At 48.2% G+C, this 22,830-nt stretch carries 21 protein-coding genes and 1 tRNA gene; 12 read left to right on the top strand and 10 right to left on the bottom strand.

The window, feature by feature from the left end; genetic code table 11:
• Positions 1 to 193: 193 nt before the first annotated feature.
• Positions 194 to 275, bottom strand: a tRNA-Leu gene (locus WCK19_RS14800).
• Between the two features lie 197 nt (positions 276 to 472).
• Here WCK19_RS14800 and WCK19_RS14795 point away from each other — a divergent pair.
• Complete coding sequence (locus WCK19_RS14795) at positions 473 to 1,429, top strand: J domain-containing protein (protein ID WP_342398166.1); 957 nt, start codon at positions 473 to 475, stop codon at positions 1,427 to 1,429.
• A gap of 53 nt (positions 1,430 to 1,482) precedes the next feature.
• Here WCK19_RS14795 and WCK19_RS14790 read toward each other — a convergent pair whose 3' ends face one another.
• The 3 genes from WCK19_RS14790 to WCK19_RS14780 all read right to left on the bottom strand — a co-directional run bounded on the left by WCK19_RS14790 (position 1,483) and on the right by WCK19_RS14780 (position 4,383).
• On the bottom strand, positions 1,483 to 2,607 hold the full coding sequence (locus WCK19_RS14790; protein WP_342398165.1) for a dipeptide ABC transporter ATP-binding protein: 1,125 nt from the start codon (positions 2,605 to 2,607) through the stop codon (positions 1,483 to 1,485).
• A gap of 22 nt (positions 2,608 to 2,629) precedes the next feature.
• Complete coding sequence (locus tag WCK19_RS14785) at positions 2,630 to 3,718, bottom strand: ABC transporter ATP-binding protein (RefSeq protein WP_342398164.1); 1,089 nt, start codon at positions 3,716 to 3,718, stop codon at positions 2,630 to 2,632.
• A 263-nt stretch (positions 3,719 to 3,981) separates the two neighbouring features.
• Positions 3,982 to 4,383 carry a hypothetical protein gene (locus tag WCK19_RS14780; protein WP_342398163.1) on the bottom strand — a complete coding sequence of 134 codons (402 nt, stop codon included), beginning with the start codon at positions 4,381 to 4,383 and terminating at the stop codon, positions 3,982 to 3,984.
• A gap of 111 nt (positions 4,384 to 4,494) precedes the next feature.
• Here WCK19_RS14780 and WCK19_RS14775 point away from each other — a divergent pair, with 111 nt between their 5' ends.
• From WCK19_RS14775 to WCK19_RS14745, 7 genes are all read left to right on the top strand, one after another.
• Entirely contained in the window at positions 4,495 to 5,298 is an 804-nt protein-coding gene (locus tag WCK19_RS14775; RefSeq protein ID WP_342398162.1) for a RibD family protein, read from the top strand.
• A gap of 49 nt (positions 5,299 to 5,347) precedes the next feature.
• Positions 5,348 to 6,604, top strand: coding sequence for a hypothetical protein (locus tag WCK19_RS14770; RefSeq protein ID WP_342398161.1), 1,257 nt, complete (start codon positions 5,348 to 5,350; stop codon positions 6,602 to 6,604).
• 171 nt (positions 6,605 to 6,775) lie between these two features.
• Positions 6,776 to 7,036 carry a hypothetical protein gene (locus WCK19_RS14765; protein ID WP_342398160.1) on the top strand — a complete coding sequence of 87 codons (261 nt, stop codon included), beginning with the start codon at positions 6,776 to 6,778 and terminating at the stop codon, positions 7,034 to 7,036.
• An 82-nt stretch (positions 7,037 to 7,118) separates the two neighbouring features.
• Positions 7,119 to 8,645 carry a M23 family metallopeptidase gene (locus WCK19_RS14760; RefSeq protein ID WP_342398159.1) on the top strand — a complete coding sequence of 509 codons (1,527 nt, stop codon included), beginning with the start codon at positions 7,119 to 7,121 and terminating at the stop codon, positions 8,643 to 8,645.
• Positions 8,646 to 9,089, top strand: coding sequence for a DUF6232 family protein (locus WCK19_RS14755; protein WP_342398158.1), 444 nt, complete (start codon positions 8,646 to 8,648; stop codon positions 9,087 to 9,089).
• A 97-nt stretch (positions 9,090 to 9,186) separates the two neighbouring features.
• On the top strand, positions 9,187 to 10,098 hold the full coding sequence (locus WCK19_RS14750; RefSeq protein WP_342398157.1) for an MBL fold metallo-hydrolase: 912 nt from the start codon (positions 9,187 to 9,189) through the stop codon (positions 10,096 to 10,098).
• A 163-nt stretch (positions 10,099 to 10,261) separates the two neighbouring features.
• A complete protein-coding gene (locus WCK19_RS14745) occupies positions 10,262 to 11,824 on the top strand; it encodes an MFS transporter (RefSeq protein ID WP_342398156.1) in 1,563 nt (520 codons plus the stop codon).
• Between the two features lie 115 nt (positions 11,825 to 11,939).
• On the opposite strand, the gene cas4 is transcribed toward WCK19_RS14745, so the two are convergent.
• From cas4 to WCK19_RS14715, 6 genes are all read right to left on the bottom strand, one after another.
• Positions 11,940 to 12,524, bottom strand: coding sequence for a CRISPR-associated protein Cas4 (cas4, locus tag WCK19_RS14740; protein WP_342398155.1), 585 nt, complete (start codon positions 12,522 to 12,524; stop codon positions 11,940 to 11,942).
• Positions 12,525 to 12,809: 285 nt separating this feature from the next.
• Complete coding sequence (locus tag WCK19_RS14735; protein WP_342398154.1) at positions 12,810 to 14,795, bottom strand: ATP-binding protein; 1,986 nt, start codon at positions 14,793 to 14,795, stop codon at positions 12,810 to 12,812.
• Between the two features lie 6 nt (positions 14,796 to 14,801).
• Entirely contained in the window at positions 14,802 to 15,971 is a 1,170-nt protein-coding gene (locus WCK19_RS14730) for a hypothetical protein (RefSeq protein ID WP_342398153.1), read from the bottom strand.
• A gap of 111 nt (positions 15,972 to 16,082) precedes the next feature.
• Positions 16,083 to 16,835 (bottom strand): ImmA/IrrE family metallo-endopeptidase, encoded by a 753-nt coding sequence (locus WCK19_RS14725; RefSeq protein ID WP_342398152.1) that lies wholly within the window; start codon positions 16,833 to 16,835, stop codon positions 16,083 to 16,085.
• Entirely contained in the window at positions 16,822 to 17,190 is a 369-nt protein-coding gene (locus WCK19_RS14720) for a hypothetical protein (RefSeq protein WP_342398151.1), read from the bottom strand. The genes WCK19_RS14725 and WCK19_RS14720 overlap by 14 nt, the downstream gene beginning before the upstream one ends.
• Positions 17,177 to 17,806 (bottom strand): hypothetical protein, encoded by a 630-nt coding sequence (locus WCK19_RS14715; RefSeq protein ID WP_342398150.1) that lies wholly within the window; start codon positions 17,804 to 17,806, stop codon positions 17,177 to 17,179. Before WCK19_RS14715 ends, WCK19_RS14720 begins: the two co-directional genes overlap by 14 nt.
• Before the next feature lie 306 nt (positions 17,807 to 18,112).
• Between WCK19_RS14715 and pdhA the strand changes: the two genes are divergently transcribed.
• The 4 genes from pdhA to WCK19_RS14695 all read left to right on the top strand — a co-directional run.
• Positions 18,113 to 19,192, top strand: coding sequence for a pyruvate dehydrogenase (acetyl-transferring) E1 component subunit alpha (gene pdhA, locus WCK19_RS14710; protein WP_342398149.1), 1,080 nt, complete (start codon positions 18,113 to 18,115; stop codon positions 19,190 to 19,192).
• Between the two features lie 18 nt (positions 19,193 to 19,210).
• Complete coding sequence (locus tag WCK19_RS14705; RefSeq protein WP_342398148.1) at positions 19,211 to 20,236, top strand: alpha-ketoacid dehydrogenase subunit beta; 1,026 nt, start codon at positions 19,211 to 19,213, stop codon at positions 20,234 to 20,236.
• A gap of 5 nt (positions 20,237 to 20,241) precedes the next feature.
• On the top strand, positions 20,242 to 21,486 hold the full coding sequence (locus WCK19_RS14700; protein ID WP_342398147.1) for a dihydrolipoamide acetyltransferase family protein: 1,245 nt from the start codon (positions 20,242 to 20,244) through the stop codon (positions 21,484 to 21,486).
• 11 nt (positions 21,487 to 21,497) lie between these two features.
• Positions 21,498 to 22,830, top strand: a 1,333-nt coding sequence (locus tag WCK19_RS14695; RefSeq protein ID WP_342398146.1) for an NAD(P)/FAD-dependent oxidoreductase, incomplete at its 3' end; no start/stop codon positions are given.

Below are 22,830 nucleotides of genomic sequence, written 5' to 3'. Positions count from 1 at the left end.
TTTCATCATTGAACTATACTCGTACAATTACATATTACAATAATTGCCTCGGACTTGTAGCCATTTCAGTCCGTTAAATCATTGGAATATAATATGATGATGATATAGTGAGGTTTTGGTAAGTTATTTTGAGTTCAAAGGGAAACCTTAAAATAAAAAAAGGACGTTCGGAACGCCCTTATCGTAGCTAATATGGGGAAAGAGGGACTCGAACCCTCACGCCTTTCGGCACATGATCCTAAGTCATGCTTGTCTGCCAATTCCAACATTTCCCCAAGACCGCTAAATATTATCATATTTGGTAGATAATCTCAAGCTGCTATTTATTCTAAAATGTGCATTAGAAGTTATCCATATTCAAATATAACTCATATATAGTTATGTCAACTAATATGGCATCTGCTATTGCTGTGATTACTTAGGAGTATTAAAATTAATCTGGCTAAATCTAATAATGGAGGTTAGTAGAAAAATGAAATCGTCCGAAGCAAAAGATTATTATAAAATTCTGGGTGTGGAAAAAAAGGCGAGTGACGCGGATGTCAAAAAAGCTTTCCGAAAATTGGCACGCCAGTACCACCCCGATTTAAACAAAAATAACCCCCAAGCTACTGAGAAATTTAAAGAGATTAACGAAGCTTACGAGGTTCTCAGTGATACTGAAAAACGGCGCAAATACGATGATTTTGGAATGAATTTCCGGGATTATGAGAAATCCGCTGGCGGAATGCCCTTTGACTCTTTCTTCCGGCAGGGAGGCGCGAGTGGCGCAAATTATGAAGGGCGGAATTTTAATATGGATGATTTAGGCAACATGTTTGGCGCAAATAGTCCATTTGGAGACCTATTCAATTCGATGAGGTCTAAAGGTGGCGGGAATCGGGGATTTAGAGATTCCGTAGCGGAGCAAGCCCAGCCTGAATATGAGGTGGAAATTAGTCTGGTAGAAGCCTATAATGGAACTAAACGCACTCTTGAATTACAAGACTCTTCCGGGAAAAACCGACATGTTGAAGTAGCGATTCCGGTAGGGGTTGATAACGGTTCTAAAATACGTCTGGCAGGGCTTGGTAGAGGTGGTCAGGATATTTACCTTAAAGTTAAAATACAAGCTCAACCTGAGTTTGAACGCAAAGGTGCAGATTTATATACCAGTATTGAAGTACCCTTGAGTACCATGATATTGGGCGGAGAAGTGCAGGTAAATTTGTTGCGCGGCAAACGCATCGCCATAAAGGTAAACCCACATTCACAGAACGGCAATCAGATTCGATTATCTAATCTCGGTATGCCTGTAATAATCGGAAATCCCGATGAGCATGGCTCGCTTTATGTCAAGTTAATTGCTAAATTGCCAGCTAATCTTACCCGTGAAGAAAAAGAAGCGCTAGAACACTTTGCACAATTGCTAAAAGGCAAGTCACTTTAGAGAAAAGTGGACAACCGCATCCTAAAAGCCAGCCACACTCAAGAGAAGGCAAGTTAAAGTTTAGAGGATGTAACTTTGACAGAACCGCTTGCTACATCTTCGGCAAAATGACAGGCAGAAAAGTGACCGCTACCAATATTGCGAAACTCTGGTTCTACTTCTTTACATATCATCTGAGTCAGCGGACAGCGCGTATGGAAACGGCAACCACTCGGCGGATTAACCGGGCTTGGCACATCTCCGGTCAGAATAATCCGTTGTCGCTTTTTCTCTATCTTAGGGTCAGGAATCGGTACAGCCGATAAAAGCGCCACGGTGTAGGGATGGGAGGGGCGTATATATAACTCATCACGGTCTGATAATTCAACTATCTTGCCCAAATACATTACTGCAACACGATTGCTAATATGCCGCACCACCGAAAGGTCATGTGCCACTATGAGGTAAGTCAAGCCATATTGTGCCTGCAAATCTTCCATCAAGTTCACAATTTGCGCCTGAATTGAAACATCCAACGCTGAAACTGGCTCATCCGCCACAATAAAGCTTGGGTTGGCGGCAAGCGCACGCGCAATACCGATGCGCTGGCGTTGCCCACCGCTAAACTCGTGAGGGTAGCGGTTGGTAAAATATTTGCTAAGACCCACCTGTTCCAGTAATTGCTCAACTCTTTCCTGACGGGCTTTCCCGCTTGCCAGCCCATGTATGATTAGAGGCTCACTGATGATATTCGCTACTGTCATACGTGGGTTAAGAGAGGCGTAAGGGTCTTGAAAAATCATGGTCATATTACGGCGCATTTGTTTTAGATTCTTACCCTTGATAAGGGTAATATCCTCACCGTTAAAATACATTTGACCACTGGTAGGGTTATTCAAGCGCAGAATCGCCCGCCCGGTAGTGCTTTTGCCGCAACCCGATTCACCTACCAAACCAAGCGTTTCGCCGCGCTTCACGTCAAAACTAACCCCATCAACGGCGCGAACTGCCCCAACTTTATGCTGGAAGATAATGCCGCGCGTGATTGGGAAATGAACTTTCAGGTCTCGAATACTCAATAAAATGTCAGAACTAGGGAGAGCGCTTCCGGCATCCGCGCTCCCATCGGTTTTTGGATTCACCGTTTTAGTTTCAATACTCAGCGGCTTGTTGCCGGTTTCTTTATTTTTGTCTTGCATTATCAGATTCCATATATCTCTGCTAGGATGCGGGGGCTTCCACGCTTACTGCATCACCCATTTTCACTTCCGCATGGCAAGCAATTAAATGTCGTTCGTAATCTTCACCTTCAGCTACTTCCAGTTTGCTATTTGGAGTAGCATTTCCGGGAGTATAAATACCCAACTTGTTTACAGTATTAACTTTGCATAACTCTGGTAATTGCTTCCCGCAAACTTCTATCGAGTATTCGCAGCGTGGCAAAAAGGGGCAGCCAGTACCCAAATCCAACAAATCGGGGGGCGAACCCTTAATCGGCTGCAACTTACTTTTTCTGGATTCATCCAAGCGGGGTATGGATTTAAGCAATCCCATAGTATAGGGCATTCGAGGGTTATCAAACAATTCTTCGGCAGTAGCAGTTTCTACTATATGACCACCGTACATAACATGAATTCGGTCAGACATACCCGCTACAACACCCATCGCGTGGGTAATAATCATTACGGCTGTGCCAAATTCTTCTTTTAGTTTGTTTAGTAGCTCCAGAATTTGTGCCTGAATCGTAACATCCAACGCGGTAGTTGGCTCATCCGCTATTACCAATTTAGGGTGGCATGCCAGCGCCATAGCTATCATCACACGTTGGCGCATCCCGCCGGAAAAATGATGCGGGTAACTTCGTATGCGCTCATCCGCATTTGGAATACCCACCATTTTAAGGAGGTTAATACTTTCTTTGCGTGCTTGTTCTTTTGTCAGTCCAAGATGGGTTATTAGCGGTTCGCTCAACTGCCGTCCGACTGTTAATACAGGATTAAGGCTGGTCATAGGGTCTTGGAATATCATTGCAATATCCTTACCCCTCACTTTCCGAATTTCTTTATCGGAAAGTTTCAAGAGGTCACGCCCTTCAAATAATATCTCACCGCCAGCAATCTTACCGGGGGGGTTAGGTATCAGACGTAGGATAGATAAAGCGGTGACACTTTTACCTGAGCCACTCTCACCTACCACACCCAACGTTTCGCCTTTATCTATGGTGAATGAAACATCATCAACCGCTTTTACCATTCCATCGCGAGTAGAAAAGTAGGTTTTGAGATTTTTCACTTCAAGTAGTGGGGGCATTCTTGATTCACACTTTCTATGCAGCTTTTAAAAACCAGTAACATTTTAAGTGCGTAAAAGCCGTAATATACTGACCTATGAGAGGCTATTTAACGGTATAAATTACTTAGGCAGTTGGTAAAATTTGACAATAAATTAACCTGCTGGCATACTTTATCAGCCACGCATATTTGACAGAAGTATCCTTGTAAGAACTTGGCTTGATTATACAATATTGGTTATAACCACGCAAACATTCATGAAAATTGAATTATATAAAATTATTATTTGTCGTGGGGATTGTGAAAATCAAGGTTAATCATAGAAGTGCCGGTCTGTTCAAAATATTGGCGCATTTCTGACTTATAAGGTTCGGGTATGCCTACTTCGTCCAAAGCAGCCAACATATTGTTAACCCAAGCGTCTCTTACTGACTGGTCAATGAGAAAAGACATGTGTCGCATAAGTAGCCGAGGATGACCACGCTCTATTATATAGCGAGAAGGTCCACCGAAATATTGAGTAATAAATAGAAATTGCCACTTTTTGCCCGGTTCAAGGTTTTCAGGGAAAAGTTGACGCAGTAACGGCTCTTTTTCAACTCTGGCGTAGAAGGCATCTACCAGTTTTTTGAAAAGCTCGTCTCCACCTAAATGCTCATAAATTGTTGTTTGCTCTTCTTCCATAATAAATTTATTTTACCTTTTACAGCCTCGAAGTGCAACCATTATTTTTCTAGCAAGTAATCATGGGCATCTCGTTGGGCAAAAGGCTCTCGGTTTGCCGGAGTAGTAGCATTGGAACGTATTTTTAGCCATCTAAATAGTAGCAGCCCCACCGAAATTGAAACAAAAGCGGTTTATTCTCTCCCAGAACTGGCTTTCCCCGCTGACGGAATATGCTTTGACAGCTTGAAGCGACCCTATATCTATTTCAACATGGTCAGCAGCCTTGATGGACATGCCACTACCGGAGAGGGAAGCGCGGAGGGGCTTGGCTCGGAAACGGACAGAACCTTGATGTACAAATTGAGGTCGGCTGCCGATGCGGTTTTATGTGGCGCTTCTACCTTCCGACGTGACCCTTTTCTACCGATAGTCAAGGATTGGCTGGCGGAGGAGCGTGCAAACTATTTCCCAGAATCGCCCCAACCGTTAGGCTGTGTGATAAGCAAAGACGGAAACTTGCCACAGGACAAAAAATTCTGGTGGGCGGGGCGGGATTCGCGGGTGGTTTTTTTAGGAGAAGGGGCTAAAGCAGAGTCGCTAAAATGGCTGGAAGAAAAGGCTCAGGTTTTCAGAGTAGGCTTAGATTCAGAGGGTAACCCAGAGCTTGCAGTTATGCTGGATATTTTGTACTCACAGCTAGGGGTTAAACGTTTGCTAGTAGAGGGGGGACCCACCTTGAATTATGCCCTACTTTCGCATGGATTCGGAGATGAGTTTTTCCTGACTACCGCTCCGCAGTTGCTAGGTGGCGGAAAGTTATCTATCATTAACGGAAAAGAAACTGGCTTCCCGGCGGTACTAAAGCTAGATTTGCTTTCAATCTATCGCAACCGAAGCGAGTTATTTCTACGATATAAAATACAATACGGCTAGGTTTAAACGCTATTTCTACTTGGGATAACCGGAAAAATGAGGTTCAAAGTTGGGCGCAAATCTGTTAAAAGATGGGCTGAGACCGCTAGTAGTAGTGCCGGGGCTACTGGGTACATGGTTGCCCGACTCTGCCCCTCGCGGCAAAATTGACCCGGTTTCGCACATCTACGATAACTTGCTGGATATTCTTAAAGCGGTAGGCTATGTTCCCGGTGTCTCGCTCTTTGCCTATCCCTACGACTGGAGACAGGATATGCGGCAGTTAGGGGCAGACTTAGGTGATTTTATAAGGGCGATTCGGGAATTAGGCGCAAGTGGTAAACTCACCAAACCCGCCAGCATGACCCGTCCGGGCGCAACAGACTCGGCATTTCGCGCTCTTTCTTCCTTTTTCAAAGCTTCATCTAATAATGCGCCAAAAATTGATTTTTCTAAAGTTGACATCATAGCGCATAGTATGGGGGGATTGGTAGCTCGTTCATACCTGCAAAATGGGCATTATCCCGAAGATGTGGCGCGGTTAGTCACGCTATCCACCCCGCATAGTGGCTTGATGGCAGCCTATTATGCGGCTATCGGTGGCGACAGCGCAAAAATAGGAGTTCCGCCGAACATTGCCGCCAATATGATGGGTATTATCCAAGCGCGGGAAGCGGGCTATTTCAGAAGCATTCCTCTCATCCTCCAATTGCTACGCGGAAAATATCAGGCGGATTTATTCAAGATTTTCAATCAGCAAATGCCCTCCGTCCAACAATTGCTCCCTACCGCTAAAGAACCCTACCTATACGCTTTATCAAACGGGCAAGAGGTTGCTTTCCCTTATGGCGGCAACCCTCCCAATACTTTCCTCGATGAGCTTAACGCACTACAAAGCCTGAAAAGCCTAAATTCTCTCGAAGAAATCTGGTGTTTTGTAAGCGCGTCCTACCAAACCCGTTTTCGGGCGCAGGTGCAGAACAATTACGCCCAAACCCAACCGCGTTGGAAATACGGCGAGCCTTTAACCGACCAACCAAGCCAAAGCTTTGAACCCGGCGATACGCTAGTAACTAACCGCTGGGGTCAACTACCCCTAGGAGATAGCACATTTTTGAATAATAAATACCGAGTTGTGGAAGTGGACAAGCAAATCGGAAAATTATTAAATCATGTGGAAATAGTCTATGACCCCGCTTCGCTCCGCTATATTCTCGGTCAATTATTGCGTGATGAAACTAATAACCCGCGTGTAATCGGGGCAGAAGTCTGGAACAAACCTTCGATAAATGCAAATAAAGTGGATTATTTTGGACTGTTTTTTTAGAACCTATCGAGAATAGCCCCACCCCATAACCCCGCTCTAAAACCGCTTCTCGCCCACCTGAAGTTAGTAGTGTCCGTAAAAACCTGTGGCAAAAAGCGGCTTTACAAGCAGGATTAAATCGGCTAATATTGAGCCGCACTCTAGTTAATAAAAAATTTAGAAGACATCAAAATGCCAACAAATAACAAAAAAAGAAAAAATCGCCCTTCGGGTCCTAGCCAAGAAGAACGCCGCCGCAAAGCCGCCAGCAAGCCATTAGGCGGGTCGGGTCCGCCGCCCGGATATGAGAGCAAACGCGGCGCATATAGTACCGGCGGCACCAATTACAACGCTGGTAGCAAACGTTTAGTACGTAACATGACCATCATAATGGCTATTATTATGTTGGTAGCCTTGTTAGGTTCGACCCTTGTCGGATTGATTGGTGGATGAACTGAACTATCGGATTTTACGTGGCATAATAAAGCACAAGCAATTTCGCAACAAACAAGCGCCGAGGTGCTTTCTTGTTATTATGTTGGTAGCGTTGCTCGCGGGAGGTCTTGAAACCCGCGCATATGCACAAGAAGCGCCACCGGGGGCGTATGCGGCAACTTCCAGCAGCGTCCCGTCTTACACCCGGTTACGTTATCTGACCCGTACTGAAACTGAAATGCCCCAAACCGCCAGCCTACCAGCCCCAACTACCCAACTACCCGATAATATATTCTACGCGGGAGAAACGGGACATTTTATTAAAGAGCCTTTCTTGAGCTACTGGCAAGCTAAAGGCGGCAGTAATTTACTGGGTAATCCTATTAGCGAGCAGTTTGCCCAAAACGGCTTGATTATGCAATATTTCGAACGCGCTCTGCTGGATTATAACCCGCAAGCAACAGGCGCATCCGCCGAAGTTGTAGGAGGATTTCTAGGAAGACATTTATTAGAGGCAAAAAGGCTAAGCTTTGTGCCTTCCACCGATTCCGGTTCTGCTACTAACCGCGTTTTTTTCAAGGAAACCGCCCATTCGATTTCGGGTAGCTTCAAAACCTATTGGGATAAAAACGAAGGATTAACGCTGCTTGGTTTCCCAATCAGTGAACCTTTCGATGAAACACCCGATTTGATTGTACAATATTTCGAGCGTGGTAGGTTAGAGTCCCTTTCCGGTGGTAACGTGCGTTTGAGTAATGCTGGGGATTTGCTGCTTGCCGCCAAAGGTTGGGAGCAACCGCTGAAGTTACCGCTTGATTTAAATATTGCGGATACGGAAATTTATCAAGGGCGTACCCTTTCGATTCGTTTGAGCAACATTGATAAATGGCTTCCCGATGAGTTAAAAGGCACTGTGGGCGACACCGAACTCAAGTTTGCGAAAGTCAACGATGTATATAAAGCTTTTTATCCGGTTGACCCTCGCATTGAACCCCAAACATATCTAATGTCGTTGGATTTTAGAGACCCAGCAGGACGTAGCAGACGCATCAGCCAGCCCATCACAGTAGTTAAATACGATTTTCCTTTGCAACGGCTCTATTTACCATCGGACAAGAGTATAACGCTAGATGCCGAAGTCGAAGCCGCCGAGGATAAACAGGTAGCTTTCCTCAACAATATTTTTACCCCACAACCGCTCTGGTCGGGGCTGTGGAGCTTGCCTAGCCCTAACGCTAACCCTGCCAACATTACTACCGAGTTTGCTCAACGCCGCGCCTATAACGACAGCCCAAATTTCAATATTTATCATGGCGGTATTGATTACGCCGAGTCGCAGGGTACTCCGCTTTTTGCGCCAGCCTCCGGGAAAGTAGTTTATACCAACCCTGATTTACAGGTTCGAGGCGGAACAGTTGCAATAGACCATGGGCTTGGCATTATCAGCTATTACTATCATATGTCCGCTATAATCGTGCAGAAAAATCAAACGGTAAAAGCGGGGGAGGTGTTGGGGCGAGTAGGCAATACCGGGCGCAGTAGTGGACCCCATCTCCATTGGGAAGTGCGGGTTAACGGCATAATTACCGACCCACGCTTATTTCAGAAACAAGACCTCTCTAAATAGATGTCCAGCACACCTTTTTTCCTTGATGAACGAGTCCAAATAACTCCCAACCTTATAACGGTGGATGGGGTCAATTATGCTGTTTCGGGAATCCGGCAAGCAAAGTTAGTAGAAGCGTCACCTGACCGTCAAAAAGGTTTGGCGTTGTTGATTGCAGGAGTCACCTGTCTGTTAATAGCCGCGGTGCCACTTTCTATTATGCTGGCAACCTTTTCTGCCAAAACCTCACTGACTACCCTAAGTCTCGAAATAATCTTTATTACTTTAACGACATTAATCGGTTTGGCGTTGTTGTTTGCTTCGCGCAAAACCCTCACAGCCAACCACCCGCGCTACATCCTGAAATTGGTTACAGCACAAGGCGAGATAAACGCTTTAACCACTCGCGAACATGCCTATATCGAGAAAATTGTTGCCGCTATACAATGCGCTATCCTGAACTAAACCTATCGTTTTTGGTTGCATTCATTCTAAATTATGGCAATAATAACCCCAAACATAGGCACAAAATACACAGCACAAATCAAACGGAGTAAATACAATGGAGAAATTTAGCGAGCGAGTTTGGTTGTTACGCGCTCCCAACCCCGGACCTATGACGCTAACCGGAACCAATACTTGGCTAGTGGGCGCGAACGGTGCGTTAGTTGTAATAGACCCCGGTGATGCAATCGAGTCACATATGTATGCGTTGGTAAGGGCAGCACAAAGCCTTGACTCGAAAATTGAGCGAATTATGATAACACATGGGCATCCTGACCATTATCCGGGCGCATTGAAACTGAAAGAGCTTTGCGGCGCACCGATAGCTGCTTATCGCGATTCCACCTTCCCGCATGATGAAGACCTTGTAGATGGACAACGCTATGCAGTAGCGGGGGTCAGCTTTATTTGTCACTTCACGCCGGGACATGCAGCCGACCACCTTTGTTTTTATCTCGAACAAGAAGCTGCACTATTTACGGGTGATAATATTCTAGGCTTTGGCACAACGGTAGTCGCGCCGCCAAAAGGTAATATGGGCGATTATTTGCGTAGCCTCACGTTATTACAACAACGGTGCAAAGACGCTAAGGTGATTTACGGAGGACATGGTCCTGCCATTACAAGCCCCGCAGCAAAACTCACCGAATATATCGCGCATCGCCAAAAACGCTTGGACATGGTAATGGCAACGCTCGTGGCTGGTTCGCAAACTATCCCTGAAATAGTAGCGCACGTTTATAAAGATACAGACCGCCGCATATGGCCTGTTGCCGCCCGACAAGTAATGGCACAATTACAATACCTTGAAGAACAGGGCAAAGTGGCAAGCAAAGAAGGGCGCGTTCCCACCCCTGAAGAAGACGAAATGCTAAACCCGGTAGGCATAATTGATGAGGTAGCTAGAGCAGAATTGGGCATCGGAGAGCGTGGGGAAATGCTGCGCTTTTACCGTATTTCACAAACTTAAATGCTATTCTTAGCAGTATTAATGCTATATAGTGAGGTATGGTAAAATATTACAAATTTTTTGCAGTATTCTTTCATTGCAATGTGCCTAAAAAGAATATGCTAAGCGGGATTTCAAAAAAGAATACATAGCAGCAGCTTTCACAAGGGAGTACATTTTTAGCATGAATTTGCAAGAACCAACCAAACGCGAATTAGATGAATCCATCCACGGCATTGAAGTTATAGAACATGAAATAGAAGAACGCCAACAGCATCACCCTCTTGGAGGGGTAAAAGAGAAATTGCTGGTCAGCAAAGGCTCTATAGTTGCCAGCATTCTATCAACCCTGTTTCTTAGAATAGGTAGCCGCACAAGTTTTGTCATTCTCGGCTTTTATCTTGGGAAAAACTTCGAATCGGCGGTTCTAGCGGTAATAGTCATTGAAGCTTTTTATATCAGCGAACTGGTATTCGCACCCATTATTGGCGCATTATCCGATCGCAAGGGGCGCAAGCCTTACATGCTATATGCCCCAATGATTGGTAGTATTGCCGTTCTCTTTTTAGCGCTCGCTTCGATTATTTTCCCTAGACCAAATGTAGGAGTTATAGACCTACCGCTAATTGCGTTGCTGTTGATGCTATTGGTAGGACGGTTGCTGGAAGGCATGGCAACTGCCCTTAATGCCCCGGCAAACCTCGGCTATCTTGCCGATGCAACTATCGGCGCAGAACGCTTGAGGGCGCGAGTAGTCACCGCCTTTGAAGTGGCAACTGTAGGTGGCATTTCGCTGGCTATTCCATTTGGCGGGCAGGTTTACAGGCTCATGGGAACTACCGGATTTGCGGTAGTTATCGCGATTTATGCTATTACTTACCTGTGCATCTACTTTTTTATGGAAGAAAGCCTGTCACGGGAAGAGCAATCCAAAGCGCACGGCTCAGTTTTAGAAAGTTTGAGCGTTATAAAGGAAAAGCGTATTTTCACCTTTATTCCGGCGTGGCTGTCAGTTAATATGTTTCTCGGCGCTGCCCTGACGCTTACAACCATTATCCTAGCGTATCCTACCCCCAACGTAGGCAAAACCATTGACCCGGTTACTTTCCCGCCACAAGCGCTCTCAACTGTGCAGTTCACCAATTTAGTGTTGCACGATTTTAAGTTTGCGCTTGCCGGGCAAGATGCCGATACACGCCATCCCAATCAGCTACTTTATGGCGGATTTACGCCCAGCGATGCCACCATGCTTGTGGGGACTTACGGTCTGGTATTTCTAGGCGGTATGGGAATTTGGATGTTGATAGTACCCCGTCTGCGCCGAACCACTGTGATGATGGTCGGTTTGATAGGATTGGTGCTTATCACTGCCATTCTGACTTTTTACAATTCGTTAGCTGATAATCCTGCTAACCTGACGGACGGGTCAAAAACTACTATACTGGTTTTATTGCCGCTATTGATACTAGGAGTAATCTTGATGAGCGGTTTTACGCCCGCTTCGCTGATTCACCTTGCAGCAATTTCAGAAACCCTACCGGGCAAACGCGGCGCAGTAATGGGCTTATACTCGGTTTTGCTTGGCGTAGGGCAATTTATCGGGGCATGGATTGGCGGCATTTTTGTAGATATGGGCGGCTTCTATGGCTTGATGATTTACTCTGCCGTGCTAAGCATTATTTCGTTAGGAAGTGTTTTATACATGCGCTCGCATAACCACGACCTGATTAAAAGTAGCGGTCACTAATTCAGTGACTACTCAGCAGGGACACAGAATTAACGAAAAGGGGGTAATAGGGATGTCCATTCCTCTTTTCCCCCCTCTAAACAGCTTCTGGATACTATCCAGACACATCTTTTTATCACACATCCGGGCAGAAATTGCGAAATTCACAAGCGGTACAACGCCCTCGTACTACGGTAGCATCGGGCATATTTTCGCGCTCAATCATACGGCGTATTTTATCAAGATTAAGTAGAACTGCTTTTTTGTGGGATTGCTCCAACTTCACCTCGATTGATTGCCGCGCCGGAATAAAGTGGATAAAAGACCGATTGACCGAGACTCCGTTCTGCTCCTCTATCAGCAAAGCATACGCCGCTAATTGCGCTTTGTAATTTGTGCCGACCACTGCGGAAAAAGAGCTTTTAAATTCAACCGGAATTGCCTCTTTGGAAGTAATAATCAACATGTCCAGCAGACCGCTAAGCCCCAGTTTTCCCGAGCGCAAGCGTACATTAAAATGACGCTCCCCTTCCTGCAAACCGTAGCTTTGCAGAGAACGCTGCGCTTCCAATTCGGCTACATTCTCATACAACAAATCCCCTTCCTCCATCTTATAGGTTGTCGGGCGACGGCGAGATAATCCTAGGCAGTAGGAAAAAAAGACTATACGCTGACAATACTCAAACTGGCGCAAATCACTAACTGTAATTGTTAAACTCATCTTTTATTCTCCTTTGCACCCCTAATACGGTTGTAAGTAATGTCATACAAAAAGAGGGTTATCCTCCTTTTTTTTGCAAAATAAAAATTCGGTGTTACATGAATACTATTCCCACCGAAAAGCAAAAGTTCGACAAAAATATTGAAATTGGTTTATTTGGAATCTTTTTGAGTGAGCATTAGTGGTAAAAAAGAAAAGGGTTAATTCTCTTGGCATGGATTCTGTGGGAAAGGGATATTGCCCTCGATGCGCCTTCGTTCGGTGGCGCAATCGGGGGGGATGGGGCTAATCCACCATTCTGAGTTGGGTTGGGGTGGGGTCTATTGCTACCAGCAACGGACGCGACATGTGGGTAAAGCTAACAATCGCTTGTCCCGGCGCAAGGGCAGGCAACCGCTTCCACAGACTTTCATCTATTCCCGGTATGCTGCGCTGTAGCATAGAAATGGTATTTACATCGTTTATCCGGTGCAAAATATAGTTGTTTATCAAACCCAATAGTTCGCGGGGTAGATGCTGCGGTAACTGCGTGACGAATGCCAGCGATAGCCAGCGTTTGCGCCCACGTTTGGCAATACGCGCCACCTGCTCGAAAAGCGTTTCTAGTTTGCGGGTGTCACTGAGAAATTCGTGCGCCTCCTCAATAATTATCAACACGCGAGGTAACTCGTAAGCCTGACCGCTCTTTTGCCCCTGTTCCCACATCCGGTAGTTATCTTCCTGCTGCTGCTGTATCCCTCGCAAAATATCGGCGATTACAATATTGTTCAGGATGGGCGAGTCGGTATCGGACAAATCCACAATGTACGCCCCGCCCGGTTTTATCATTTGGGTATAATCCAGCGGACTGATTTTTACGCCATCCCGCGCATCCTGCCTATCAAAAACCTTTAGACGGTACAACCTATTGAGCTTGCCTTTCAGAGCTAACCAACTTACCGTACTGGTAGCGTTCTCCCGCCCCACTAATTGTAGCAAGCGGGTGCGATTCTGAAGCGCCAAATCGGTATGCAAAAAAACCTCGATTTCCTCAAGGGGTGTCTCCTCCTCCCCCGCTTTTTTCTTGCCTTTAGGCTCACTGGAGGTTAATTTCTTTATAAAACACTCCACCACATCCAACAGCAGCGCGAGAGTCATACACGGGTAGCCTTCTTCAAACTCGTTCAGTTCAAACATTCGCCGCTCTTCTTCCGAATTGTTTTTGGCGGGAAAAATTCCGGTATCCCTTAAAAAGATGCGAGCTATTTCGTATGCCTTATGGAAGCGGTCACTTTGAGCATCGCTCAGTTCGAGAATTTCCCCGATGGCATAGGGCGAAAGACGCGCAAACTCAAGGCTGAAAGCCCTTTTGAGCTTATAATCAGGGTTAGCGGTTTCACGATCCACCAGATGCAACAGATAAGGCCGTTTTACCCCTTCCGGCGTTTGCCCACGCTTTCGCAAAGCTCGCAACATGGCAGGGTCGGTGGTGGGATTGGCAATGCGGGTGTATTCGCCCTCCACGTCCAGCACAATTACCGCAAACCCGGCTTTTTGAGACTCGAATATCAAGCGTGATACGGTGGTGGATTTGCCGCCGCCGGTGGTGCCGAGAATAGCAAGGTGGCGCGGCAACACCGATTTTTTATCGCCCGGTATCCTGACCTCGATGTTCTCATAACCGCTTGCCAACCCTAGCAAAATGTCGCCATCCACCTTTAAATATTCTGCCGCTTCTGCCTCACTCAAAACCCAGACCGGGCTTTTGGGCAAGGGTCGGGTACGATGCGGGACAAGTTGCCCTTCCAGTTCTTCTCCCAATATTTCCACCTGACAACGCCCGTGATACTGAGGCGTGAAAACTAGGTTCTTCACGGTGGTAGTGACTACCAGCGGCGCATCTGCTCTCAAACCATCTGGCTCGGCAAAGGGTCCGCGAGTCACAATCCCCAGATAAATGCGCTTCTTCGCGCTATTTTTATCCTCACTAACTATTCGCACCATTGATTGCGATGGCGCAAGCCCGATGTTTTCACGCTCTAACAAAATAGTTACGGTGTTGTCATCGCTAGAGGGGCTATCAAAAAGAGTCCATGCAATTGCGCCCTCTTGTCCCGGCTCAGGTTGCCACTCGCCCCCGGCAGCCTCACTCACCTCCCGCAAACGCTCGAATACACTTCCTGACAAGGGCGCGGCATCACTGCCGAACTTTTCCGGCTTTTCCGATACCCGGTGGTTGTCTTTGCTCTCAGAGTATTCGAATCCCTGACGACCAAAAGTCTCTTTCTCCATACCATCCTATCTCCTAGTTTCGCGTTCGGTTAAATAGCGGAAGGGTTGCCCGGCGCGGGCATAGCTTTGTTGTACCATCTGCCGGAAGCCACTCGGCTCGAAACTGACCCGACACAGGGTATCAGCCAGCGAAAGTAGCATCGGGAATCCGCGCTGCTCCTGCAAAACGCTATCCGCCATTGCAATTAAAGCGGCTTCCTGAGCATGCTCCACATGGGCATAGAAAACACAGGGCGGGCTACTCTCAGAAGCACGATACACCCCTCGCACTATTTGAGGTCCGATTTCCCTAACAAACTCACGCAATCTTTGTCCCATCACTTGGGTATAAGTATTAGTTTTAATCCAGCTATCCATTTGTTCAAAGAGGGTATCTACAATAAGAAACTGAAGCGGGGGCAAAGCATTGCCTAGCGATAAAACCAGCCGTTCGCGTGGTGCGCTAGGTACATAGATAAATTTTCGATGTTGAGTAACTAATTCCCGCAAAACTTCTAGGCTTTTTGTTTGAAATGCCTGAAAACCAACCGTCAAAAGTTCCAATGGAACAGGGCTACCATGCCCCATCATCCATTTGCCTTGCGCGTGATTCAGCAACAAGCCGCGTTCAGCATATTCCATTAGACCGCGCTTTACCAGATTATTCAGTTCGTCTCGTGGCTCATCCTGATTATAAGCGGAACGAGTCTGCCGCTCTTCCAGCAAAGCCACCATTTCCTCCACCGGGTCATCATAGTTGAGCGACAAATCCTTGCGGAAAAGCTGCTTGCGAAATTCCCCGCTCTGCCCGATATAGCTAACGGTACAAATCCCGATTTGGGCGGCGGTAATCAGCAGGGTATCATGGGCTGTAACTGTCCCGTCCGCTGCCACCGTTGCCCCGTTGAACAGCACATTATGATGCACCCATTCCAGTTCCTGCCGAGAAACCCGGTATAAGCCCGCCTCTTTTGGCGCATTTTTCCGAGACTGAATGAGCGGCAACACGCGCTGCCGGATTTGCTGACCCACCCGTTCTTCTAGCTTTACCGATTCCCTTATTTCCCGGTCAAGCCGATGGTACACTTGGCTTAGGTCATCGCCTTGCTGCCAGTTATCCAGATTTAAAATATCGGCTAACGTTTCGCCAAGATGACCTTCCAACCCATCCGGGTTATCTAATCCGTTATTGTTCATCGTTATCCGGCGGGGCTTTGTATGTTTTGTTGGTAGCCCGCCTTACCACTAATTTATTTATTGCTAATAGCTATCGAAACTCAAAAGCCCGACACAACTTTTCAGACCTTTTCAAGAAATCCCCAGCCACTCCTTAAACCCTTCTCTCACGCCGAAGCTATTCGCAAGACGGAAAGCGTAAGACTCTGCCACAGGCAAAGGCAAGCCAAAACGTGCCTCAAGCGTTGCGGTTAAACGCGCCAGCTTGTCATTGAAGGGCGCAGTCCCTTTAAAAGTTTCCCGCGCCAGTAATAAAGCAAGCTCCGCCGGAGACAACAGTTCTACTGCCAGCAAATCTGCCCGTTGTTCTACCCTCCCGGTTTCCTGATTTAAATCGCCATTGTGGCGTTCCATAAAATGGCGGTAAGGTTTCAGGGTTGCGCCCTCTATAATGGCTGACACTCTTTCCTGTATAGTAGGTAAACGCCTACTTTCCAGCACCTCCAGCCCAACCTTTCCAAGTTGGCGATTGATTAACTCGCGTGGCTGCAAATAGTCCAGCAAGAAATGAGCTATTTCATGGGCAAGGCTGAAACGTTGCTCGGCAATTGAATCAGTGGCTTCCAGCAAAATCAGGTTTCGCTCCCCACCTAACGCTACCAAACAGGCTCTCAACGGACGATTGGCTATGAGTGCCAAAGCAGGAGTAGGAAAACCGTGATTTAGCAACCAGTCCTGCGCCTCATGCACATCCAAACCTGCCAACCGTTCGATACTTAAAGGGAAAGTCAGCAACGCCGCTTCCTCTAAGTCAGGCGAATAACCTCCGGCGTTTTCCCAAAACTCCAGAGCAGTTTCAACCAGCCCCCACTCAATTATCCCCATCTTCTTCTTTGTCCCTTGCTGCCATTAGAAAGGTTGTATCATGTGAATCGGAGGCATAAGCAGCCACCCGGCGTAGCAAGTTTGCTAAGGGTACTGACTTGATTCCAAACTTTTTGCAAATAGCTTTCACTCCTTGTTGGAAAGCCTTGTTATTAGCGGTATCAGGGCGTAGGCACAAACCTAACAACGGCAATTGCTTGGGTTCTATTTCCAGATAATCTGCCAGTTGCAATTGGTCTATTTTTTCGTGCCGCATATATAAATCCAGCGCCCATGCCATAAAACCCTGACGTTCTGCCGCTTTTTTTGCCGCATACCGCAACATTGCCGCCTTGTCTTTATCAGTCGGTTCCATAATTTGCCTTGTCTTTTGTCCGGCGTTTGAGCCATACCTTAAGTCGGTCTTTGTGTTGCTTAACCAACCGCCGTTGCTCTCCGGCAGGTAAATGGGTAATTTCAAGAACTTCCGCAAAGGCTTCCGCCCTTCGCTCCCCACTCTGTAATAAAGCTATAAGTCGGTGGTCTTTATCGTTCAATCCATTTAGTTGGTTTAATTGTTGAAGTCTGGTTTGCAATTCAAAACGGTCAAGCAACTGTTCTTCTAAACTATTATTCCCGTCAACTAAGTAATGTTCGACAGAATCGAGTGGCACAATTTTTGAATAACGGCGTTTTTCTTTGCGAACCATGTTTAAGAGGTCACCACGAGCAGCCATTCCTAAATAACCTTCTAATGAGCGGCGTGAAGGGTCAAACTTGGTAGGCTTCTGACAAAAGCTAAACAGGGCATTCACAGCGGCATCCCAGATTATATCAGGGTCGAATTGCTTTAAGGAAGGATAAACTCGTTCAAGATGAATGACAGTAGATTGGAGGTATAGGTCAAACAAGTCAGCCGAAGCGGTTGGGTCACCGCCAATTAAACGATGGCGGAGTTCATTATCTTGGCTACAACGTTCTTCTGAGTGCATATCTTCTTTTGTAGAATATTGAAAATAATAAAAGCCGATTATTACAACAAAAAACGAATATATAATTATACCTTTTATTGCTAAATATATTTAATCTCGAAAAAAGCTATAAGTCAATCATTTTAGCTATCACTCAGGTCTAATCCCAGCGCATATTTCCAATCTATCCGACTTCATACCATCACCGCTGCCTGTCGGACAGTATCAGCCCTGCCATAAGTAGAATTTCGATTGCGGCATGTAGGCAATTGGGGTAAACTTGAAAGATAGAATACCATATCACTTTTTCAAAGGAGAGAATAGAAAATGGTTGCTGAACTGGAAATTCCCGCGCTAGATAAACCTTATCAGGTTCTCACCCATGAGGGGCATCTAGTAGATGAACCTCCCACCCTTTCATCCGACAAACTAATCGAATTACACCGTCATATGCTGGCAACTCGCCTGTTTTCAGATAAAATCATTGCCTTGCAGCGTCAGGGACGCGCCGGAACTTTTGGGTCTCTGACAGGGCAGGAAGCAACGGCGGTGGGACTGTCTGCCCCGCTCAAACCGCAGGATTGGCTAACCACTTCTTACCGTGAAGCAGGTTGTTTTCTGGTACGCGGCGTTAGCTATCGCGATTTACTCTATTACTTCAAGGGCTACCCGCCTGATAGTACCCACACCAAAACCAACAGCCTACCCATCCAAATTGTAATTGCTACCCAAATGTTGCATGCCACCGGGTTGGCAATGGGCGCGAAAGTAAAAGGCGATGACGCGGTGGCGTTGGGTATTTGCGGGGATGGCGCAACCAGCGAGGGCGATTTCAACGAGTCGCTTAATTTCGCAGGGGTGTACAAAGCCCCGGCGATTCTAGCCGTTACCAATAACGGTTGGGCAATCAGCTTGCCGCGCCGTAAGCAAAGCGCCGCCCAAACGCTGGCATTGCGTGGGGCAGGGTTTGGCATTCCCGCGTATCTGGTGGACGGCAACGATGTGCTGGCGGTTTACAAGGTAATGGAGCAAGCGGTAGCGCGAGCGCGAGCGGGCGAAGGTCCCAGCCTGATTGAAACAATTACCTACCGCATGGGGGCGCACACCACCGCCGATGACCCAAACCGCTATATGCCAAAGGAAGACCTCGAATATTGGCGACAGCGCGACCCGATTGACCGATTCCGCAAATACCTGTTTGAACGGCAATTGCTGGATGAGGCGGGCGAACGGGCTATGCTGGAAACTATCGAGCGCGAAATCAACGAGGCGGTGGATTACGTAGAAGCGAAAACCAAACCCACCCCCGACTTGATTTTCGACATCACCTTCGAGCAACCCACCCCCCGCATGCAGCAACAACGCGAGGAAATGCGGCGTGAGTTGCGGGATAAAGGTCTTTTGTAGGCACAGGAGATAAAAGCGATGACTATTTTAGAAGCCACCAACCAGACTCCCGGCGCAAAGCCCGCCCCGCGCTTGACCATGATTGAAGCCATTAACCAGTCGCTGCGAATCGAAATGGAACGGGACGGGCGTGTGGTAATGATAGGCGAGGACATCGGCAAAAACGGGGGTGTGTTCCGCGTGACCGATGGGTTACAAGCACGTTTTGGCGAAAATCGCGTATTTGACGCGCCCTTGGCAGAGTCTGGCATCATCGGCACGGCATTAGGCATGGCGGTATATGGCTTGCGCCCAATTGCCGAAATCCAGTTTGCCGGTTTTATGTACGTTAGCTTTAACCAGCTTGTCTCACAAGCAGCCCGCATGCGTTTTCGCAGTGGCGGCATGTTCACCGTCCCGATGGTAATACGCGCTCCTTATGGGGGCGGCGTGCGTACTCCTGAACTACACTCTGATAGCCTCGAAGGGGCGCTGTTGCAAACCCCCGGCTTGAAGGTAGTTGTCCCCTCCAACCCCTATGACGCAAAGGGCTTGTTGGCGGCAGCGATAGAAGACCCCGACCCGGTGGTATTCTTCGAGAATATCAAGCTGTATCGCTCTTTCAAACAAGAAGTGCCGGAAGAACGTTATGTTATTCCATTGGGCAAAGCGTCAGTAGTGCAGGAAGGCAGCGACATCAGCATCTTCACCTACGGGGCAATGGTTTCGGTGGTATTGCAAGCGGCAAAGCAAGTGGCAGAAGAAAAGGGCGCAAGCATCGAAGTGGTAGATTTGCGTACCACATGGCCCCTAGATGAAGAAACCATCGTCAATTCTGTCACCAAAACCGGACGTGCTATAGTGGTTCACGAAGCCCCAAAAGCGGGTGGTATTGGCGCGGAAATAAGCGCCATCATCAACGAAAATTGCCTCTATTCATTGCTCAAGCCGGTAGTGCGGGTGACTGGATACGATACCCCCTTCCCTCCACCGCAACTGGAAGACCTGTATCTACCAACTCCTACCCGCGTAGCATGGGCTATTGTTGCCACTCTGGAGGACTAAACGCTATGTTTGAATTCAAATTGGCGGACGTAGGCGAGGGCATGCACGAAGCGGAAATCGTGCGATGGCTAGTCAATCCCGGCGAAACAGTCAAGCTCGACCAGAAAATGCTGGAAATCCAAACCGATAAGGCGTTGGTAGAAATTCCAAGTCCGGTAGCGGGCGTGGTGAGGCAAATCCTAAAACAGGTAGGGCAAATCGCACATGTAGGCGAGGCTCTGATTAACTTTGAGACGCAAACGAGCGCAAAAAGCAGTACGCCTATAATAGCGGCGGCGCCTGTATTAACAGTTGCCACAAGCGCGTTTACTCCTGCCTCCATCAGCTTAGCCACTTCAAGGGTACGCGCTGCCCCTGCCGTTCGCAAAAGAGCCTTAGAACTGGACGTGAACCTTGAGTTGGTGCAAGCAAGTAGCCCAGATGGACGGGTACTGTTGCAAGATGTGCTGGCTTATGCCGAAAAAAGTAAGCGCAAGCCCACCACCAACGGCGCATCCCACGCCCCAATATTGGAAGTAGTCCCACCGCCCCCGCTCATCACAGCGGGTGGCGAGGAGCGCAAACCGCTCGTAGGTTTGCAACGGCGTATGGCAGAGCGCATGGAATTAGCGTGGCGCACTATTCCGCATGTCACCACCTTTGAGCAGGTGGACGCAGAGCAATTAATCGAGATGCGCCGCCAGATACAGCCTTCCGCCGAGCAACGCGGAGTTTCGCTCACCTATTTGCCCTTTATCATCAAGGCGTTAGTAGCCGCGCTCAAAGCCAATCCCATCTTTAATAGCAGCCTTGACGAGAAAACCCGCGAGGTGATTTACAAACGCTATTACCATATCGGGTTGGCAACCGCCACACCGGACGGCTTAGTGGTAGCGGTAGTACGTGACGCGGATAAACTAAGCCTGTCTCAGCTTGGCGCAGAAATAGCTCGACTAGCAGAAGGCGGGCGCAAACGCAGCCTAAAGCCCCACGAACTGAGCGGCAGCACCTTTACTATTTCCAATTACGGCAGCTACGGTGGCGGAATGGGTACGCCCATCATCAACCCGCCCGAAGTGGCGATTCTGGGAGTGGGGCGCATCAAGGACGAGGTGGTAGCGCGTAACGGTCAACCGGTAGTGCGCCCGTTGCTGCCCCTCAACCTCAGCTTCGACCATCGCCTGATTGACGGAGCAACTTCCGGTCAGTTCATGCATGTTCTGATGGAATTGCTGGAGAATCCCGCTCAGCTTATGCTCGATATGGTCTAGGAGAAAAAACAATGGTGGTTGGCGACGTTACAACCGCAGTAGATGTAGTGGTATTGGGCGGTGGACCCGGCGGTTATGTGGCAGCAATTCGCGCAGCGCAACTGGGTAAAAGCGTGGTTCTAGTGGAGCAATCCACCGTAATGGGCGGGGTCTGCCTAAACGAAGGCTGTATCCCGCTCAAGGCGTTGTTGGCTTCCAGCGAACGCTACTGGCAAGCGCGAGAAAGCGAATTGCTGGCGGGTATGGGCATCCTGACCGAAGGCGCAACCCTTGATTTCAGCCGCATGCAGGGCTGGAAAGAGGGCATTATCCGGCGACTAACCGAGGGCGTGGCGAAATTGCTCTCCGGCAACCGGGTTGAGGTGGTGCATGGCTTGGGTTGGTTTCTGAACCCCAAAGAGATGCGGGTAGAAGGCGAGTATGGCTCATTGCGATTCAGCTTCGAGCAGTGCGTGTTGGCGGTGGGGGCAAGCCATGTCGCGCTTCCCGCTTTACCCTTTGACGACAAGCTGATATTGAACCCACGTATGGCGTTAAAACTTGCCGAAATTCCGCCTGTACTGGCAATCTGGGGCAATGATTACATCGCGTTGGAACTGGCAACTGTTTTCGGGCGACTCGGTTCGCGCGTAACGCTGCTAACCCCCGAAGAACGCCCTTTGCCCGATATAGATGCCGCCGCTGTTAGGCTAGTAATGGCGGGTTTGCGAAAATTGGGGGTACAACATATCGGGCAGGCTTTTCCTGTTGAGCTTGAAAACGATAGCATCCTATATATGAAGGGGCAGACCCGTACCTCCTTGCCAAGCGGCACGCCCTTAGTGGTATGCGGCAAGTTGCAGGCAAACACTGCCAATCTGCACTTGAAAGATGCAGGTTTGAGCATAGGCAAGAACGGCGCAATCGAGGTGGCAGCAGACCAACGTACCCGCGTGCCGCATATCTTCGCGGCGGGTGATTGCACTCAATACCGTCCGGCAGTCGCAACAAGCGCCATCAAACAGGCGAAAGTGGCGGCAGAAGCGTTGTCAGGTAAAAAAACGGCATACGACCCGCAAGCCTTCCCGCGTGTGGCTTTCACTTCGCCCGAACTGGCGGTGGTGGGGCTATCGGCTGAGGCGGCACAAGCGGCGGGCTATCGGGTGAAAACCGGACGGTTTGCGCTGGCGGCGAACGGTCGCGCCTTGACGCTCGGCCTGAACGACGATGTCATAGACATTGTCTCCCCCGCTGTCGGCGGGCGCCGCGTAGCTTGGCGGGATGCGGAACATGACTTGCCCAGACACGGAATCGATCGTGAACAGATCCTGGTCGGCGCCGCCGACAATCGAATAGGTAATGCCC

The sequence above is a fragment of the Candidatus Chlorohelix sp. genome (assembly GCF_037138995.1).
In the GTDB taxonomy this organism is placed as follows: domain Bacteria; phylum Chloroflexota; class Chloroflexia; order Chloroheliales; family Chloroheliaceae; genus Chlorohelix.
Note: the sequence above shows the minus strand (reverse complement) of the source record. Positions and strands in the feature narration are given on the sequence as shown.

Bases quoted from the DNA above. Each gene is read 5' to 3' on its own strand.
- WCK19_RS14720 (WP_342398151.1), bottom strand. From the start codon at position 17,190: ATGGAACCGACTGATAAAGACAAGGCGGCAATGTTGCGGTATGCGGCA.
- WCK19_RS14780 (WP_342398163.1), bottom strand. From the start codon at position 4,383: ATGGAAGAAGAGCAAACAACAATTTATGAGCATTTAGGTGGAGACGAG.
- WCK19_RS14750 (WP_342398157.1), top strand. From the start codon at position 9,187: ATGGAGAAATTTAGCGAGCGAGTTTGGTTGTTACGCGCTCCCAACCCC.
- WCK19_RS14735 (WP_342398154.1), bottom strand. From the start codon at position 14,795: ATGGAGAAAGAGACTTTTGGTCGTCAGGGATTCGAATACTCTGAGAGC.
- WCK19_RS14795 (WP_342398166.1), top strand. From the start codon at position 473: ATGAAATCGTCCGAAGCAAAAGATTATTATAAAATTCTGGGTGTGGAA.
- WCK19_RS14725 (WP_342398152.1), bottom strand. From the start codon at position 16,835: ATGGGGATAATTGAGTGGGGGCTGGTTGAAACTGCTCTGGAGTTTTGG.
- WCK19_RS14745 (WP_342398156.1), top strand. From the start codon at position 10,262: ATGAATTTGCAAGAACCAACCAAACGCGAATTAGATGAATCCATCCAC.
- pdhA (WP_342398149.1), top strand. From the start codon at position 18,113: ATGGTTGCTGAACTGGAAATTCCCGCGCTAGATAAACCTTATCAGGTT.
- WCK19_RS14755 (WP_342398158.1), top strand. From the start codon at position 8,646: ATGTCCAGCACACCTTTTTTCCTTGATGAACGAGTCCAAATAACTCCC.
- cas4 (WP_342398155.1), bottom strand. From the start codon at position 12,524: ATGAGTTTAACAATTACAGTTAGTGATTTGCGCCAGTTTGAGTATTGT.
- WCK19_RS14700 (WP_342398147.1), top strand. From the start codon at position 20,242: ATGTTTGAATTCAAATTGGCGGACGTAGGCGAGGGCATGCACGAAGCG.
- WCK19_RS14785 (WP_342398164.1), bottom strand. From the start codon at position 3,718: ATGCCCCCACTACTTGAAGTGAAAAATCTCAAAACCTACTTTTCTACT.
- WCK19_RS14765 (WP_342398160.1), top strand. From the start codon at position 6,776: ATGCCAACAAATAACAAAAAAAGAAAAAATCGCCCTTCGGGTCCTAGC.
- WCK19_RS14705 (WP_342398148.1), top strand. From the start codon at position 19,211: ATGACTATTTTAGAAGCCACCAACCAGACTCCCGGCGCAAAGCCCGCC.
- WCK19_RS14715 (WP_342398150.1), bottom strand. From the start codon at position 17,806: ATGCACTCAGAAGAACGTTGTAGCCAAGATAATGAACTCCGCCATCGT.
- WCK19_RS14730 (WP_342398153.1), bottom strand. From the start codon at position 15,971: ATGAACAATAACGGATTAGATAACCCGGATGGGTTGGAAGGTCATCTT.
- WCK19_RS14760 (WP_342398159.1), top strand. From the start codon at position 7,119: ATGTTGGTAGCGTTGCTCGCGGGAGGTCTTGAAACCCGCGCATATGCA.
- WCK19_RS14790 (WP_342398165.1), bottom strand. From the start codon at position 2,607: ATGCAAGACAAAAATAAAGAAACCGGCAACAAGCCGCTGAGTATTGAA.